Raw genomic sequence first — 16,178 nt, forward strand, 5'->3', positions numbered from 1 at the left:
AATCTTATCATACAAGTTATATTTTTAATAGATTATTATTCTTACTCTGGTTCTCTTATATCTTTTGTTTGCCCCTGCTCTCAGCTCATCTTTTTCTCTTCCAGGGCAGGACTGCCGCTTCAAACGCCAGAATCGGTCCTATGAACCAGCCTGCCCAGAGTAAAAGCCCTGCAAGCCCGAGCCCGAAGAAGTAAAACTGTTTTCGTGTCGATTTTATGCTATACCCTTCATCTTTCAGACTCAGGGCCAGAGCTGTAATTCCAAGCCCAATGCTGGCAAGAGCCAGAAAGACAGTAATGATTACTTCGGGAGAATACGAGCTTCTGCTCAGTGAAACCAGCATCTGTAATATTAATGATAAGCCTGTGCCCAGAAAGAAAATACCTGCAAAAATCCCCGACCAGCGTGCCGGATTGAACCCGGCTGCAGCTTCCTTTTTAAGTGAAATTGCCAGAATTCCGGCTGCAAGAGTTACTCCCAGCGGGAAGAAGATAAAAGGCAGGCTCTGTCCTTCCCAGCGGTAGGTCCTTATCTGGTTTAGAGGAATTAATAGCCACTCGATAAGGGAAAAAATTTCCCTGTATCCCAGAATAACTCCATAATTGCCTCCCCCCTCAATAGAACTCACTGCTGCATAGTATGTGCCGCTTTCCGGGGCCTGGAGGTCTGCTCGGGCAAGGGAGTAGAAGGCGCTCGGTGTAAATCCTTCATATGTTGCGCTTTCAGGTATCTTTCCCGAAAAGACCTTTGCTCCATACCCTTCTGGCACTTCTGCGGTTTCTGGCACCTCTCCTTCGTCAGCAAGCCCGGGTCCCATAAGGATCAGGTCCGGAGTATAAATCTGGCCGTCTTTCCCGGCAGGGACAATAAGTCCAAGTACGATCCTCTCCCCTTTTTCCATCTTAAAACTGTAGTACTGAACATCTGCGCCTGAAAGCTGTCCGTAAAGGACTCTGGATTTTGTAGGATTTTCTACGGAAGTTGCGGTTTCAGGGCTTTTGCCTCCCTCTCCGAAGGTCGGAACATGAGCAAGCACAGGAGTGAGCAAAAAATACATTCCTGCCACTAAAATAACTATTAAGGCATAATATCTTAATCTCCCTCGTTTCATAAACTATATTCTCACATGCTGTCAGTAAATAGGTATCAGAATCTGGAATACGAAACAAACCCCCAGACTTAAGTTCAGGCTTAAAAGCTTCGAATTTCCTGCCGAAAGCCCTTTTTAAAATGCATTCAAAGTTCATCTTATGAGAATCTGGGACATCCCACCTGAGAGCATGTGCAGGCAGCATCTTCTCGGGGAACACCGTGAATTGCACGCCCTGTGGTCCATAATTACCAATAACAAAAAAGCTTATGCCCACCATCCCGAGACCCTGCGCTGGAAGGGAAAACTAAAAGCTCTCTACCTGAGACATGAAGCCCTTGTGGAAGAAATGCTGAGGAGGGGGTATAAGCATCATACCCCTCTTGATCCTGTTCTTGCGACTGGAAACGCTTTTCAGGACGAATTTGTGAATACCTATGAGGAACAGGTCCGGATCCTGAAAGAAAGAGGGTGCGAGTGCAGGGTCTGACTGTAAGCTTCAGAAAACTCGCAGGTCACTTCCCATAAAACACGTAAATCCCGGATTTTCGTCGAGGTTTATCCCAACTTTATTTGAGGATTTCTATTCTTTTTTCTCTAAACCACTGATAATACAACGTTTTTTCTATCCATAACTGTATATATAGTTATCGACAATTTTTTATACTATTAACTCATAGGTATAGAGAGACAACACCTATTATGAGAAGGGCTGTTCGAGAACTCATGAAGAAGTGAGATCGTGAAAAAGTCAGGTGTTGAAGCAGTTCACATTAAAAATGCTAATTCTGGATCAGACGGGATCTAAGGAACTTCAATGACTCTTGTGCTGAATGAAGAGGAAATATGGGTTCTTGAATGTATAAAAGAGGCCCATATAGACCGGGGCTTTCATATTCGGGACGTAATCAAAAAAGCAAAAGCCGGATATGGGTTATCAAGGTCAACAGTTTACGAAATAGTGGGCTATCTGGAGTTTCACGGCCTTATAAAGACAAATAAAGCCGGGAACAGGGAACTTGACAAGTCCATAGCTTATTTTGTAACGTGCCCGGGGTGCGGGAAGGAAATTCCGGGAAGTGAATACATCAAAGAGAACGGGGGAGCAATCTGTGAGGACTGTTATCTGGAAGGGCACCAGAAAATTAAGTTTGCAGACCCTGTGGCAGTGCGTTCCAAAAAGCTTTTCAGAAAACAGCATGGGTTTGAAGGAACCGACGGACTGACCGAGCTGCAAAAAGAAATCTATAATTTTATCCTGGAGGAAGGAGGGGCTACCCCCGAAAAGATCTCGAAGCTTTTCGAGCTCACCTTACAGGAAACCAGGAACCAGTTTGCAATACTGCGGCACTGTGAGCTTTTGAAGTGGAGAAAAATGGGGGAAGAAATGTACATGGTGCCTTTTGATTCTTAAATTTTTTCATATGATTTATATCTATGAGCTGAAGCACTCAGAGGTGAGAGGTTGACAGAAAAAATCGATATGAACGAAAGGCTGGAAGCAATGGCCGGGCAACTCCCTGAAGTAATGAACGCCCTTATGGGACTCCATTCCGAAGTCGTCAAAGACGGGGCTTTAAGCGCCAGGACAAAAGAGCTGATGATGGTAGGGATTGCAGTTGCCCTGCGCTGTGAGTACTGTCTCTGGAAGCACGTTCCTGAGGCTGTGAGGCTGGGAGCGACCCGTGAAGAGGTTCTGGAGGCTGTAAGCACTGCAATAGTGATGGCCGGAGGGCCTGCCGTAGCTTACGGGTCAGTAGTTGTTCTCAAAATTCTGGATGAACTGGATGTCTGAAACTCCGGAGGGATAAAAGATGGCAGAAGAAATAACCAGTCCTGCCGCGTGTGCGGTCTGTGGGCGTGAACTGGCAGGAGAAGACAGTATCAAAGAAGGAGATCAGGTTTTTTGTGAGGATTGCTATATAGAGGGTCACCATAAAATTCAGGCATGTAATCCCTGGGCAGTCCGTTCTAAAAAAATCTTCAGGGAAGAAGCCGGGCTTGAAGGTACTGATGGCCTTACAGACCTGCAAAAAGCCATTTATGAATTCATTGTTTCCAGGGGTGGGGTAAAAAAGGAAGAAATTGCAGAAAAATTTGGGATATCTCCCCGGGAAACCGAAAACCAGTTTGCTCTCCTGAGACACTGCGAGCTGTTAAAAGGACAAAAAAGGGCAGATGGCGTATATCTTGTGCCTTTTGGGGACAAATAAGTTAAGAAATGTGTGAATTATTTATTTTTTCGTTTTAAACAAATAAGGGTCTCTCTGTATTTATTCTTTATGTGCCCCCTGCTCATGGCTGTGTACCTGCCCAAAACTGTTTCTTGATTGAAGACCAAATTCATATTTGAAACCAATAAAAAACAGGTTTTATATGGTTTACAAATTTTTGCGTGGTTAAAGGCTACAGCCGGGGTGTTTTATATTGGATAACTCAAAATCTTACTTTAATCCGGAAATCGAGACCATGAACAGGGGAGAACTCGACGCTCTCATCGAGGAACGAGTGCGATATACGGTAAAATATGCGGCTGAAAATTCTCCTTTTTACAGAAAATGGTTTGAAAAGCATGGGATAAAGCCTGGAAACATCAAAGCCCATGAGGACCTCCTTGAACTTCCAATCATATCCGGAAAGACTATCCGGGAAAACCAGCCTCCTGATATGAAGGATTTTATGTTCAGGAGTGTAGGCTGGGAAGATGTTTTTACCATTCATGAGACCAGTGGCACGAGTGGGACCCCAAAGAGTTTTTTCCTTACCTGGGAGGACTGGGAACGCTATGCAGAAAAATACGCCCGGATTTTCAGGTCTCAGGGTTTCGGGCTCGGAGACAGGGTCGTGGTCTGTGCTGCCTACGGCATGAATGTGGGGGCAAACACCATGACCCTTGCTGCCAGGCAGCTGGGTATGAGCATTATCCCCGAGGGCAAGTGCACTTTTCCCCTGCGTGTTATTGAAGCCTACAGGCCGACAGGCATAGTAGGCAGCGTATTCAAGCTCCTGAACCTTGCCCGCAGAATGCAGGCTGAGGGAATCGACCCCCGGCAGTCAGGTATTAACAAACTGGTTGTGGGAGGTGAAGCCTTTGCTGATGAATCAAGAAATTATCTCTCGGAAATCTGGGGTTGTCCTGTGTATAATACCTACGGGAGCACGGAAGGGACGATGTGCGGGGAATGCAGTGAAATTACAGGGCTGCATGTTCCTGAGGATTTTATCCATCTTGATGTTTACGACCCGCACCTTGAGAATTTCGTGCCTGATGGGGAATGTGGAAGAGTTATCCTGAGTACGCTTCTGCCTGTTGGAGCAAAAGCAGGCAACCTTCTCTTAAATTATGATACTGAAGACACAACTGTCGTCCTTACGCGCAAAACGTGCTCCTGCGGAAGGACCCACATGAAAATACTCACTCCCCAGAGAGAGGCAGAAACAGTATGGGTTGAAGGAACCCCTTTTAATCGCGTTGATGTAGAAAGGGGGGTCTTCCAGAGTGGGAACATGGACTACCTGACAGGAGAGTATGAGGCTTTTCTTTACGGCGGAGAAGATGAGGGAGAAACCGTACTGAGGGTCAGTATGGAATGCGAAAACCCCGATACCTGTGACAGAGACCTTATAATGGAAAACTTCATCCACTCTTTCCTTAAATATAAACATCCCCTCTCCAGGGCTTATGAAGACGGTACTTTCAAGATCCTTTTCAACTTCACGGATCCCCGCGGGCTTGAGCTGTACAAAATAAAAGGAAGACCGAAGAGGCTTGTGGACAGACGATAACTGTAAAGAGCGGGCAAAGTGATAAGTCAAAAGGATGATGACTAACTGGAAGTATAGGGAATAACGGACATCGATAGTTAAAAGGAAAATAAAACTGTTTATTCCCTGATTCTCTATTCCCTGATTCTCTATCCCTGATTCTCTTGTTTCTTTTAATTTATTTGGTTTGATTGGTTTAGTTTTTATTCCTCGCCAACTGCATTATTTTTTTTACACACTATTGATTATTTATTTTTTTTGAATTCTTTTCCTTTTGTTTTTATTTTTTATTTATTTTTGTCTCTGTTATTTTTTTATGGCCGGTTTGACCCTTTCATATATGCTAAGTTTTATAGTTCCCAAACATTAATATACTGAGGGATGAATTAACATATGAGTACGACTCTTTTATATTAATGAACAAGTGAATAAAACATATATAGTAATACTTACAATAACTTAATGTATTATCTTTCGGATAAATTGCAAATTACTTGGTGATACGATGGAAACAGAACTTATGAGGATAGGGGTCTCCCTGCCCGACACCCTTCTTAGTAAATTTGATGAGATTATTGAAAAAAGAGGTTACTCTTCCCGTTCGGAAGGCATAAGGGACGCCATCAGGAGTTACATTTCTTACTACGAGTGGATGGGCGACATTAAAGGTCATCGTGTCGGGACTGTTGCTGTTATATATGACCACACAAAGCGCGGGCTTTCAAACGCCCTTGCAGATATCCAGCACCACTACTCTCCCCTGATTAAGTCCTCCGTGCACATCCACCTGGATCACGATAACTGTTTTGAAGTAATCGTTCTGGATGGGGACGGCGAAGAAATTAAAGAGCTTGCTGAAGCTATAATGTCCCTTAAAGGAGTGAAATTCTCAAAGCTAACTACGGTATCCTCAAACGAAAAAATCTAATTTTATCCTTCCGGGATACGAATCCACATACAGATAGTATTAATTGTGAGTGTTGAGGGTCTCCAGACTTATTAAATGGTAAAAAGTCCCTCAATTCCTTCAGTTAACTTTTTTCAAAGTGTTTTTCAATGTGCTTCAGGAGCAGGGTTCCAAATTCCGTAAGGTCGTAGATCTGGAAACTGCGTTCTCTCCTTGAATCAACGAGCCCTGCTTCCTTTAAGAGCTTGAGGTGGTAAGAAAGGGCAGAGTGCTTCTGGTCCGTAGCTTCAACAAGGACACAGACGCAGAGGCTCTGGACTTCGAGAGCTTTAAGAATTCTCAAGCGGGTCGGATCTGCAAGAACCTTGAACAGACTTACGATTTCTTCTACGTCTTCATTCAGTGCCGTGTGAACAGCCTCGAGCACATCTTCCGGAAGGGAATAAGCATCCCGGACTTCGATTATTTTTTTCTCAGACATTTCTTCCACTCAGACATTTTTGCGCTTTTTTCAATCTTGAAGAATTTTACCGGCCACATTTTTGCTGATTTTTCTTTTCAGGCTGTCACATCCCTTTCAGCGTATCGGTACTCGTTGAAAGGACCTCTTTCCACCTGAGCCCGAGTCCCGATAGGGCGAACCCGCCTCCAATCAATGTGATCGAGTTCTTTATTATGTGATCAAGTACAGCGACCGTAAACCCGAGTTCCGGCCTGATTCCTCCAAGCCCGAACACTGCAGTAAGGGCAACCTCATATGTCCCTATAGCTCCGGGAGTAATAGGGAACGTTTTTGCAATGTTTCCGAGGGCTACTGCCAGGAAGATCAGAGATATGGTGAATGCTGAAGACATATCTACCCCGGCTGTCGGAAAGGCTTTCAGGACCAGAAAGCAGGTAAGGATATCCATACCCCATATCAGAAGAGAGGAGGCAACCACTGCAAGAAAAGCTCCGGGCCGGACAGCAACTACGCTCATCTGGTGGATAAACGTGGATGCAAATTCCTTTATTTTATTAACATGTTCGCTGGAATAACTTGCCGAAGCCTTTTCCTTAACTCCCTTTTTCATGCGGCTTTCCCTGAAAGATAATGCAAAGAGGGCTGCAAAGAAAAGGAGAACTGCAACCCCTGAAAACTTAATAAGGGACTCCATCCAGGAAGCAAGTTCAAACCTGGCAGCTACACCTGAAGAAGCAAGTGCGGCAATGAATGTAATTGCAATTATGTCAAAGACCCTTTCTACGGTCAGGGAGGAAAGGCTCGTTGTAAAGGCAAGGTCCTTACTTTTTTTCAGGATATACATCCTGCTCAGGTCTCCTATCCTTGCAGGAAGGATCACATTTGCAGATTGACTGATGAAAATACTACCTGTAAGAAATCTAAGCCCATAATGGTTTCCGAGTCTTTTAAGGATCTGCTGGAAACGGATTCCCCGGAGAGGCCAGGAAACACAGTAAACAAGAGAAGCAAGAGCCAGGGTGCCCGGAGACACCTGCTTGATATTTTCCAGAACATCTGAAGCTCCCAGAAAGGTTGCAGCAAGTGCGAGAATTATAAGTGCAAGAAATGCTGTTAAAAAAATTTTCCCTTTCCCTGAAAAAATACCCGGTAAAAAGAGTTCCCACCAGAGGCGGAAAACCTCAGACCCCATTCCAAGAATATCCTTTGCGAAATTGACCTTGCTTGACCCTCCGTGCCTCCAGTAGACAGGGAACTCCAGAACCCTGTATCCCCGGTGCTGAGCTCTTACCAGCAATTCAGTGTCCCAGAACCAGTGCTGATTCTCAATTTCATCGAGCAACTCAAAGAGAGCCCCTCTCCTGAAAGCCTTAAAACCGCACTGGTGGTCATAGAGTTTTGAATGCAAAAATAGCCGTACAAGGGAGTTGTATCCTCTGCTTGCAAACTCCCGCTTGAAAGGTCTTTTTGCATCGCTTTCGGGCATTATTCTCGAACCGGTGGCAAAGTCATAGCCATCCGTACTTACGGCTCTGACCAGTTTTTCCAGATAGCTCATATCTGTTGCAAGATCCACATCAATATAGCAGAGCACCTCTCCTGAGGCTGTCTTAAAAGCTCTGTTCAGGGCTCTCCCCCTGCCCTGTCGCTCATCGGAATGCAGGTGTTTGACATAAGAGTACTGTCCCGAAAGCCTTGAAGCTATCCGGTCCGTACCGTCCGTGCTCCCATCCTCTGCTATGATGATCTCAAAAGAATCCGTTATCTTTGAAAGAGTCTCTGCTGTTATCGAGACCGTATTTTCTATTCTGGCGGCTTCATTGTAAGCGGGCAGAACTACCGATATGCTGGTTATACGAACAACCTCTTAATGTTTATGATAAATTAATAGGCTTTTATGCTTACTGAATTCACATGTATTTTCACATATTTGAATAAATTCGATTTATAAAACGTATTTATAAAACGTATTTGTAAAACCTGTTTTGAAGCATATTTATGAAAAGTATTTATGAAACAATGTTTAGAATACTGAAATAAATGATATATTTGGTCTAAACAGCAATTTTTTTTGCCTGAGCCAGTTTTTCTCTGAAAACGGACAACTATAATAACGGACAAATAACAACGGACAACTAATAACGGACAACTAATAACGGACAACTAATAACGGACAACTAATAACGGACAACTAATAACGGACAACTAATAACCGACAACTATAAGATCCATTTTTATGGGCTCTTCTTTAATTTATATATTGTGACTGTATCCCGGTAAACCGGTTCAAAATATGTTTCATTCTCAAATTTATCCAGTTTTATGGAATACATCTGCCGTTCAAGCTTACCGATATACACATAGCTTACGTTATATTTATCCATAAGCTCCAGGGTTTTCTTTTCATCGCCAGTGGAATAAATTGAACGAACATCTGTGATTCTCTTTCCTACTTCTTTGTGGTTTCTTCCCCAGAACCGCTCGTGCCTTGCCCACCCGATAACTGTAGGGAGCCCGGTATTTGCAGAGACCCTGGATGTATAACTGTAACTGCTATCATCTTCAGAAGCTTCAAGAACTACCGGAGAGCCTTCAACATTTTCCTGCATCCATTGTATAGCATTGTAATCTCCCCTGTCCAGTTCCTTCATGTATTCCATTCCGTCAAGGGCAGGCTCGGCATTCATATCAATTATTCTTGTAATGGTTGATACTACAGGAAAAAAGGCACAGGAAATAACCAGTAGCACAAGTACAGCTGCCCATACTTTTTTTACATAGGCTCCCTTCAAAAGCATTCTATTTCCGGACCTGCTCCCGTAAAAGGAACGAAGTTCATAGTACGAACAAGAGGCTGCAATAGCAAGGAAAATCCATAAATGCATATAAAATTTGAAAACCGTGTTCATACGGGCAAAATCGCCTGAAATGGGGTCATCAAGGTAAATAATTTCGCAGAGAAGGGCAATGAAGGCAGCTGTTGCTATTAGAAGAAATACAAATCCTGTCGCGCTTCTTTCCGGAAGATCCTTCAGGAATAAAAACAGGGAAAGTGCAAGCAGGGGAAAAAGAACCGCAAGCAGGGGAATAGACCATGCCGCAGAAAGCAGTGTTGAGGCTCCGGCAAAAAGGATAAAAAATCCGATTTTTCGCCTGGAGTCCAGGCGAGTTACAAGGAAAGAGAAGATCAAAAACAGGAAAAGTCCGAAAAGGATAAGGAATTTATCAATCGTTGTCCTGAGTTCCGGCACAACAAAATCAAATCCTCCTGCCGCCTGAGGGCTAAAGGACAGGTAAAAGGGCAAATATGGCAGAAAGCTGAAGACCGATACAAGAATGACTGATTTGGAAAATTCAGCAACAGAACCGAATAAATTTCTATTATGAATATAACGCCCGTAATAAAATGCAAAGATGATAAAAAGTGCCAGGCCGAAGTACACCGGAAAGTCCCAGGAATTGGATGGGAATAAAAAACCCAGAGATATTGATAATGTAATAAATGCCAGGTTATTTTCAAAGATTGAGTTCTCACTTTTCCTTAAATATATATTCAGGAGAAATACAAGCACAAGCAACTGAAACGGGATTGCAAGCATATGAGAGTGCAGGTCCCCATGTATGAAACTGAAATACGGGAACTCGTTTATCGTAAAAGGAATAACCCTCGAACTGCTCCAGTAGTATCCCCTTGTAACCTGCTCCTTGAGGACATACATGGATACGAATTCTATAAGTCCCTGCAAATTTCCAAGCAGCATCCCGGATCCCGCAGTAAGGAGTCCATACCTTATTTTCCCATGAGTCAGGTTATACCCGATGCCGAAAAAGATGTTGAAGGAAAGAGCAAAAGTAAGTGCAACTGCCAGGTTAAAAAGTATGGTAGGTTTGACAGCACTGAGTTTTCCCAGAGCACCCACGGAAAGATACCCGAAATAATAGTAAAAATCCAGAAACCCGCCCGCAAACCAGGGATCTGCCGGAGGAAAAGAGGAAGTCTTTATTACTGCATTTAAAAAAGCAAAGTCCATAAATTTCTCGTGCATGTATATTTCCGGAAGGTGCACGCGTACAAGTAAGAAAAATAAGAACCCTGCGAGGAACACGAGTTCATTGACGAGCAGAACCTTTCTTTCGGGAAAAATCTTCTGTTTCCGATAAAGGCCAATTGACAGCAGGCAAAGAACAAGGAATGAGATCAGGATTGTGTTACGGTTAAAGCCCCATATGTAAGAAAAGATCCAGGAAAAATAGGCGACAAGTATAATTCCCAGAGGTTTTGCTGCTGAAATACCCCTGTCAGCCAGCCTGTTTCCAGCATTTCCAGCAAGTGGAATCGCAATCAGACCCAGGATCTCTATAAGAAAAAACCATAGAATTACTTGAAGGTAATCTGACACTGTTCTCTGTACCTGCCTGTGATATTCATTCTTTTAGCTACTGAAAAATTGCAGTTCGTAAAGTAAACTCACACGTTATATCCTGGAAAATGCCGTTTCTGAAGTATCTTTATCCCCATACAAGCCCATCTGGAGTCCCACTTCTATTCTCCGGAAGAGTCTCTAAACACTAATGTATTTTTATACGAAGTGGTCCATAAATCCCGTTTTTTGAGTATGTCAGACGATCCTGTATTGATACTATGCAATTCGTAAATATACTTATATTTCTGTCGAACGGGAATTTGTTTTTCGTTTAACTCTCACTATATTCTTTGCATTACACTTCCAAACTATTAATTTATAGATATAAAACTCTTTGTTAGCTTAAAATAGGTCTTTGCAAATAATGGTAGCTATGAAAATGCAGATCAACGGAAAAGCTGTAGACGCATGTGGCAGCGAGTTTTTTGATGTGAAAAATCCTGCAACAGGTGAACTTCTCGAACAGGTTCCCCGGGGCACAGAAGAGGACGTAGCTGCGGCGGTTGAAGCTGCTTCATCAGCTTCCGCGGGCTGGGCTTCCACATCTCCACAGCAGAGGGGAGGGGTTCTTTACAGGGCTGCAGGAATTGTCCGGCAGAGGAAGGATGAGCTTGCGGCCCTGCTTACGCAGGAACAGGGAAAGCCTCTTGCAGAAGCCAGAAACGAAATAGAAGGTTTTGCCAACGTCCTTGAATATTACTGCGGACTTGCAGGCAGTCTACGAGGAGACTTCATTCCGGTCCCGGGAAATGGGTATGCTTTTGCCGTAAAAAAACCTCTCGGGGTCTGTGCAGCTATAATTCCCTGGAATATGCCTGCTCTGATTATGGGCTGGAAAATTGCCCCTGCTCTGATTTCCGGGAATACTCTTGTGCTCAAGCCGGCAAGTAACACTCCCCTTACAAACCTTTCTCTAGCTTCGATCCTTGGTGAAGCCGGGCTGCCTGCAGGTGTGCTGAATGTGGTTACAGGGCCGGGGGAGACAGTAGGAGAAAGTCTTGTTCGCAGTCCGGATGTAAGAAAAATATCTTTTACAGGAGAATCCAGAACCGGAAAACGAGTAGCTGAACTTGCAGCCAGCAGGATGAAAAGGGTTACTCTTGAGCTGGGGGGAAGTGACCCTATGCTTGTGTGTGACGATGCCGATCTCGAAAGTGCTGCTGCCGGAGCCCTGAGAGGGAGGTTTTACAACTGTGGTCAGACCTGTACCGCTGTCAAGAGGCTGTATGTTTTTGAATCCATAGCTGAAGAATTCATAAAAAAGCTTGAAACAGGCATTCGGAGCTTAAGAATCGGAAATGGGCTGGACAAAAATACCAGTATAGGACCTCTTAACAATCGCCATCAATGGGAATATATAAAAGAGCTTGCAGCCGAAATCGAGGAGAAGGATGCAGGCAGGATAATTACCGGAGGAAAAGTACCTGCATTCAAAGGTTCTGATAAAGGTTACTTCTTTGAACCTACCCTTGTTTCAGACGTACCCGGAGACTCCAGACTTTTGAAAGAAGAGGTTTTTGGTCCTTTATTGCCCGTGGTGACGGTAAAAGATCTGGATGAGGCAATAGAGGAGGCAAACCGTACCAGTTACGGGCTTGGTGCGTCTATCTGGACAAAAGATTTAGACCGGGCACGAGCAGGGTGTGAACAGTTAAATGCAGGGATTATATGGGTCAACCAGCACATGAAGGTAGCCTCCGAAGTTCCTTTCGGGGGAGTTAAGGAGAGTGGTTTTGGAAGAGAAAACGGACCTGATGCTCTTTCTGAATATATGGAGACAAAAACAGTACTGTTAAAAACCTGAATGTTAAAGCTGAATGTTAAAGCTGAATGTTAAAGCTGAATGTTAAAGCTGAATGTTAAAGCTGAACGTTGAGTGTTAAAAGGTCCGGTGTTAAAGATTTTAAGGTTAAAAAGTTGAAAACTAAAGATCTGACAGACGAAGTCCGGTGTTAAAGATTTTAAGGTTAAAAGGTTGAAAACTAAAGACCTTACAGACGAAGCAAAAACAGAAACTATAAAATAAAGATTTTCGATGAGCCTTAATCAGCTGGCTCACCGAGTTCCTTTAAGTAAACTGATGTATAATCTTTGCAGCTTACTTTTTGTACTTGGGCAGAAGCTGCATGAATTCGGAAGCTTCCATTACAGGGACACTGTCAATCATGCAGATATCGGACCAGGGCAGATTGAAGGCTCCGTAAGCCTCGGAACTTTCTGCTTCATAAAGAATGTAATAGCGGTTTCCGGAAAGGTCAACCCACTGGTTGATAACATCAATTCCGTCAGGAATTTCCAGTTTCTTAAAGTGTTCAAGGATCTTATCGCGATCCGAAGGGTCCCAGGTACTAACGTCCATGAATAACATCTTTTACCACTCCTTTTATTTTATGCCGCCCATACCCCTTCCCGGAAGCTCAGGCAGCTTCTGTTCAGCATCCGGGTTCTTTTTTGAGAGCTCAGCCTTAAGGAAAACATTTGTATGGTCCCCTCTGCCATCCCCTTACGGGTATGACCTGTGTGCCCCCAAAAAACCGGTTTACGGCAGAAATTCAGAACGTTTTTTAAGTTTTCTCTGCCTCTCCTTAATCTGCCACTCCCAAATCCCCATGAGTGACAAATCCGGTAAGGCAGGCAGCCATGCAGAAAGAAGTTCTGCAGGTACAGACAGTATAATATCATCCCTTAGGCTATATAATAGTTCGTCCGAAGGGATTGTTTTGACAGAAGGATCGCAAATTAGCTCTTAAAATCCCTTATCTAATTTGACACCTATTTCTTTAAAAGTATCTCCCAAATGAATTCTTATTTCCAACTTTATTTTGCATTTCTGTCAGTACCAGCAGTCGATAAAAGACTCGTCTCTGATGTTCTGGTTTCTCAGGGACATTCGACCTGTTCTTTCCTCTCATTCTCATATGAAATTTGAGTTTGTTTTCCATTGGGGCATGAACATCTCCGCCGATTCTCCACTTTTTATTTACCCAGCGATTGATTCTTTCCTCTTCATCTCAATACTTTACAGTGTTTATGGCTGACAGCTACTTATTTTGCAGAACCTTTTTCCTCTCCGGCTTAAAGAAATATTTATCTAATCCCTGTCCCTTTATGTCCGCATAGTCTATTAATGCTACATTAACGCTACATTGAAACCCCTGATATTTCAGGGAAATTATAAGAAACTAAAGCTTCGGCATCCAAATGAGGCTTAAGAATCAGAGGCAAGGCAATGTTACCTGAAGAAGACCTGAAGATTATTAAAAAAGAACTTGGGAGAGAGCCTACCCTGGTAGAGCAGGGCTGTTTTTTGAATATGTGGAGTGAACACTGTTCCTACCGCTCAAGTGCCCATCTCCTGAAAACCTTCACAACCACGGGCGAAAACGTTCTTATCGGTCCCGGAGATGATGCTGCAATCATTAAATTCGATGACGAATATGTGCTTGCCATAGGCATGGAAAGCCACAACCACCCTTCATATGTAGATCCATATAACGGGGCAGCTACCGGTGTGGGAGGGATCGTGAGGGATATTATATCCATGGGAGCCCGTCCGATAGCCCTTATGGACCCGCTTTATTTCGGGCCTCTGGACACTCCGAAAAACCTCTTCCTTTTCGAGCAGATCATTAAAGGAATCGCAGGGTACGGGAACTGCATAGGAGTGCCCGTTATCAATGGCGAGACGTTTTTTGACCGAAGATACAGCGGAAACCCGCTGGTAAATGTTGTTGCAGTCGGGCTCTGCAAGGAAGAAGAAGTAATGACCGCCCGCTCCCAGAAAGCCGGAAACAAGCTCGTGCTTGCAGGTTCTGGCACTGGAAAAGATGGACTTGGTGGAGCTTCCTTTGCTTCCAGAGATCTTTCCGAATCAGCTGAAGCCGACGACCGCCCGAGCGTCCAGGTCGGAGACCCATACACAGAAAAGCTTGTCATGGAAATGACCCTGGAAGCCATAGGAAAAGGATATGTAAAATCCTGCAAAGACCTTGGTGCTGCAGGCCTTGGGGGGGCAAGCTCGGAACTGGCTGTAAAGGGCGGACTGGGAGCACGCATTATTGCAGATGCGGTTCCGCAGCGCGAACCTAACATGAATGCATATGAAATCCTGCTTGCCGAGTCCCAGGAGCGCATGCTCTTCGAAGTGGCTCCTGAAGATGTCGATGCAATACTTGCCCTGGTCCAGAAATATGACCTGAATGGGGCTGTGATCGGATACCTTACAGAAGAGCCCACATATACAGTTGAGTTCAGAGGGGAAATCGTTGCCGACATTCCAATTGGTTTTCTGACCGGAGGAGCTCCGACCTGCGCGAGTCTCGTAGAAGCCCCCACACGAAGGGAAGAAGGCAAAAAACCGGAAACTCCAGAAGACCTTAAAGCGGTTTTCCTGAAGGTCCTGTCTTCCTACAACATTGCCTCAAAGGAATGGATCTACAGGCAGTATGACCACGAGGTTCAGCTAAGAACCGTTGTCAAGCCCGGAGAAGATTCCGGAGTGCTCAGGATTACCGATACAAAAGGAATTGCACTTTCCTGCGGTTGCCAGCCCAGAGCCACTCTTCTTGACCCCTATACCGGAGGAAAGACTGCAATTCTCGAAAACGCCATGAATCTTGCAGTAAAAGGTGCAGAGGGCCTGGCTATTGTAAACTGCCTTAACTTTGGAAATCCTGAGCGCCCTGAAATCTACTGGCAGTTCAAAAACGCCGTACTCGGGCTTGGAGACGAAGCCAGAAGGTTTTCAATCCCGGTAGTCGGAGGGAACGTTTCTCTCTATAACGAGAGCGATGAGTTCAAAACTGCAATACCTCCTACCCCCTCGATAGGAATGATAGGGAAAGTGGATCTCGAAACGCCTCTCCCATCAAGTTTCTTTGCGAATACCGGAGACAGCATTATCCTTGTAGGAGAGACAATCCCTGAAATGGGAGGCTCCGAATACTATGCCTGCATGGGCTCTGAAAATGCCGGAAAGGTCCCTGCAGTCCCGGAGAATGCCCCTGACGTTATAAAAGCCATAATCGAAGCTGTTAAAAGCGGAAAACTAAGTTCTGCACATGACCTTTCCCTTGGAGGGATCGGTGCAGGGCTTGCAAAGATGTGCAGAAATCTGGGCGGAAAAGTAGACCTCAGCGAAGCTGCAGGAGAAACGCAGGCGGAAGAATTCCTGTTCTCAGAAGCTCCCGCAAGGGCACTGCTTGCAACTCCCGAGCCTGAAGCTGTACAGGAACTTCTTAAAGGCGTGCCCCATGCAGTAATCGGCAAAGTGGGAGGCGAAACCCTTGAAATCAAAGGCAAGAATTTCGAGCTTTCCCTTTCCTTGAATGAAATCGCAGAAGCTTACGGCAGCCTTACCAGATTCATGATGGGATGATTACTTCATCCCCTCTTTCTTTTTAGGAGCGTCTAAGGCTAATCCCTGTCATTTTAATGGCGAGATACAGCCGTCAACTCTTCAATAATACGCTTATTGGCAACGTTTTTAAACTTTCAAACCTATACTCTATTGTCAAGTTTTGTTCTGGA

Annotated in this window: 13 protein-coding genes; 8 read left to right on the top strand and 5 right to left on the bottom strand. The window is 44.4% G+C overall.

The annotated features are described in order from the left end of the window. Nucleotides 1–85: 85 nt before the first annotated feature. Nucleotides 86–1,111, bottom strand: coding sequence for a hypothetical protein (locus EO93_RS05260; protein WP_048161335.1), 1,026 nt, complete (start codon nt 1,109–1,111; stop codon nt 86–88). Nucleotides 1,112–1,250: 139 nt separating this feature from the next. Between EO93_RS05260 and EO93_RS05265 the strand changes: the two genes are divergently transcribed. From EO93_RS05265 to nikR, 6 genes are all read left to right on the top strand, one after another. Then, complete coding sequence (locus EO93_RS05265; RefSeq protein ID WP_048161336.1) at nt 1,251–1,580, top strand: pyrimidine dimer DNA glycosylase/endonuclease V; 330 nt, start codon at nt 1,251–1,253, stop codon at nt 1,578–1,580. Between the two features lie 327 nt (nt 1,581–1,907). Then, nucleotides 1,908–2,504 carry a hypothetical protein gene (locus EO93_RS05270; protein WP_048161337.1) on the top strand — a complete coding sequence of 199 codons (597 nt, stop codon included), beginning with the start codon at nt 1,908–1,910 and terminating at the stop codon, nt 2,502–2,504. Between the two features lie 51 nt (nt 2,505–2,555). Then, the gene (locus EO93_RS05275) at nt 2,556–2,885 is read left to right on the top strand and encodes a carboxymuconolactone decarboxylase family protein (RefSeq protein WP_048134166.1); all 330 of its coding nucleotides are present in this window, start codon (nt 2,556–2,558) and stop codon (nt 2,883–2,885) included. A 19-nt stretch (nt 2,886–2,904) separates the two neighbouring features. Then, nucleotides 2,905–3,303 carry a hypothetical protein gene (locus tag EO93_RS05280; protein WP_048161338.1) on the top strand — a complete coding sequence of 133 codons (399 nt, stop codon included), beginning with the start codon at nt 2,905–2,907 and terminating at the stop codon, nt 3,301–3,303. A gap of 214 nt (nt 3,304–3,517) precedes the next feature. After that, nucleotides 3,518–4,876, top strand: coding sequence for a coenzyme F390 synthetase (ftsA, locus tag EO93_RS05285; RefSeq protein WP_082107568.1), 1,359 nt, complete (start codon nt 3,518–3,520; stop codon nt 4,874–4,876). Between the two features lie 484 nt (nt 4,877–5,360). Further along, nucleotides 5,361–5,783 (top strand): nickel-responsive transcriptional regulator NikR, encoded by a 423-nt coding sequence (nikR, locus tag EO93_RS05290; protein ID WP_048134162.1) that lies wholly within the window; start codon nt 5,361–5,363, stop codon nt 5,781–5,783. A gap of 103 nt (nt 5,784–5,886) precedes the next feature. On the opposite strand, the gene EO93_RS05295 is transcribed toward nikR, so the two are convergent. From EO93_RS05295 to EO93_RS05305, 3 genes are all read right to left on the bottom strand, one after another. Beyond that, the gene (locus tag EO93_RS05295; RefSeq protein ID WP_048134160.1) at nt 5,887–6,243 is read right to left on the bottom strand and encodes a helix-turn-helix transcriptional regulator; all 357 of its coding nucleotides are present in this window, start codon (nt 6,241–6,243) and stop codon (nt 5,887–5,889) included. An 85-nt stretch (nt 6,244–6,328) separates the two neighbouring features. After that, a complete protein-coding gene (locus EO93_RS05300; protein ID WP_048161339.1) occupies nt 6,329–8,080 on the bottom strand; it encodes a flippase-like domain-containing protein in 1,752 nt (583 codons plus the stop codon). Nucleotides 8,081–8,459: 379 nt separating this feature from the next. Further along, nucleotides 8,460–10,625 (bottom strand): DUF2298 domain-containing protein, encoded by a 2,166-nt coding sequence (locus tag EO93_RS05305; protein ID WP_048161340.1) that lies wholly within the window; start codon nt 10,623–10,625, stop codon nt 8,460–8,462. Nucleotides 10,626–11,013: 388 nt separating this feature from the next. On the opposite strand from EO93_RS05305, the gene EO93_RS05310 reads away from it, so the two are divergent. After that, a complete protein-coding gene (locus EO93_RS05310; RefSeq protein ID WP_048161341.1) occupies nt 11,014–12,453 on the top strand; it encodes an aldehyde dehydrogenase in 1,440 nt (479 codons plus the stop codon). Between the two features lie 294 nt (nt 12,454–12,747). On the opposite strand, the gene EO93_RS05315 is transcribed toward EO93_RS05310, so the two are convergent. After that, entirely contained in the window at nt 12,748–13,017 is a 270-nt protein-coding gene (locus EO93_RS05315) for a DUF3303 domain-containing protein (RefSeq protein WP_048134152.1), read from the bottom strand. Between the two features lie 861 nt (nt 13,018–13,878). Between EO93_RS05315 and purL the strand changes: the two genes are divergently transcribed. Then, nucleotides 13,879–16,026, top strand: coding sequence for a phosphoribosylformylglycinamidine synthase subunit PurL (purL, locus tag EO93_RS05325; RefSeq protein ID WP_048161342.1), 2,148 nt, complete (start codon nt 13,879–13,881; stop codon nt 16,024–16,026). Nucleotides 16,027–16,178: the final 152 nt, after the last annotated feature.

Source organism: Methanosarcina sp. 1.H.A.2.2, from assembly GCF_000979975.1.
Taxonomy (GTDB): Archaea; Halobacteriota; Methanosarcinia; order Methanosarcinales; family Methanosarcinaceae; genus Methanosarcina.

Bases quoted from the DNA above. Each gene is read 5' to 3' on its own strand.
- EO93_RS05260 (WP_048161335.1), bottom strand. From the start codon at position 1,111: ATGAAACGAGGGAGATTAAGATATTATGCCTTAATAGTTATTTTAGTG.
- EO93_RS05265 (WP_048161336.1), top strand. From the start codon at position 1,251: ATGAGAATCTGGGACATCCCACCTGAGAGCATGTGCAGGCAGCATCTT.
- EO93_RS05270 (WP_048161337.1), top strand. From the start codon at position 1,908: ATGACTCTTGTGCTGAATGAAGAGGAAATATGGGTTCTTGAATGTATA.
- EO93_RS05280 (WP_048161338.1), top strand. From the start codon at position 2,905: ATGGCAGAAGAAATAACCAGTCCTGCCGCGTGTGCGGTCTGTGGGCGT.
- nikR (WP_048134162.1), top strand. From the start codon at position 5,361: ATGGAAACAGAACTTATGAGGATAGGGGTCTCCCTGCCCGACACCCTT.
- EO93_RS05295 (WP_048134160.1), bottom strand. From the start codon at position 6,243: ATGTCTGAGAAAAAAATAATCGAAGTCCGGGATGCTTATTCCCTTCCG.
- EO93_RS05310 (WP_048161341.1), top strand. From the start codon at position 11,014: ATGGTAGCTATGAAAATGCAGATCAACGGAAAAGCTGTAGACGCATGT.
- EO93_RS05315 (WP_048134152.1), bottom strand. From the start codon at position 13,017: ATGTTATTCATGGACGTTAGTACCTGGGACCCTTCGGATCGCGATAAG.
- purL (WP_048161342.1), top strand. From the start codon at position 13,879: ATGTTACCTGAAGAAGACCTGAAGATTATTAAAAAAGAACTTGGGAGA.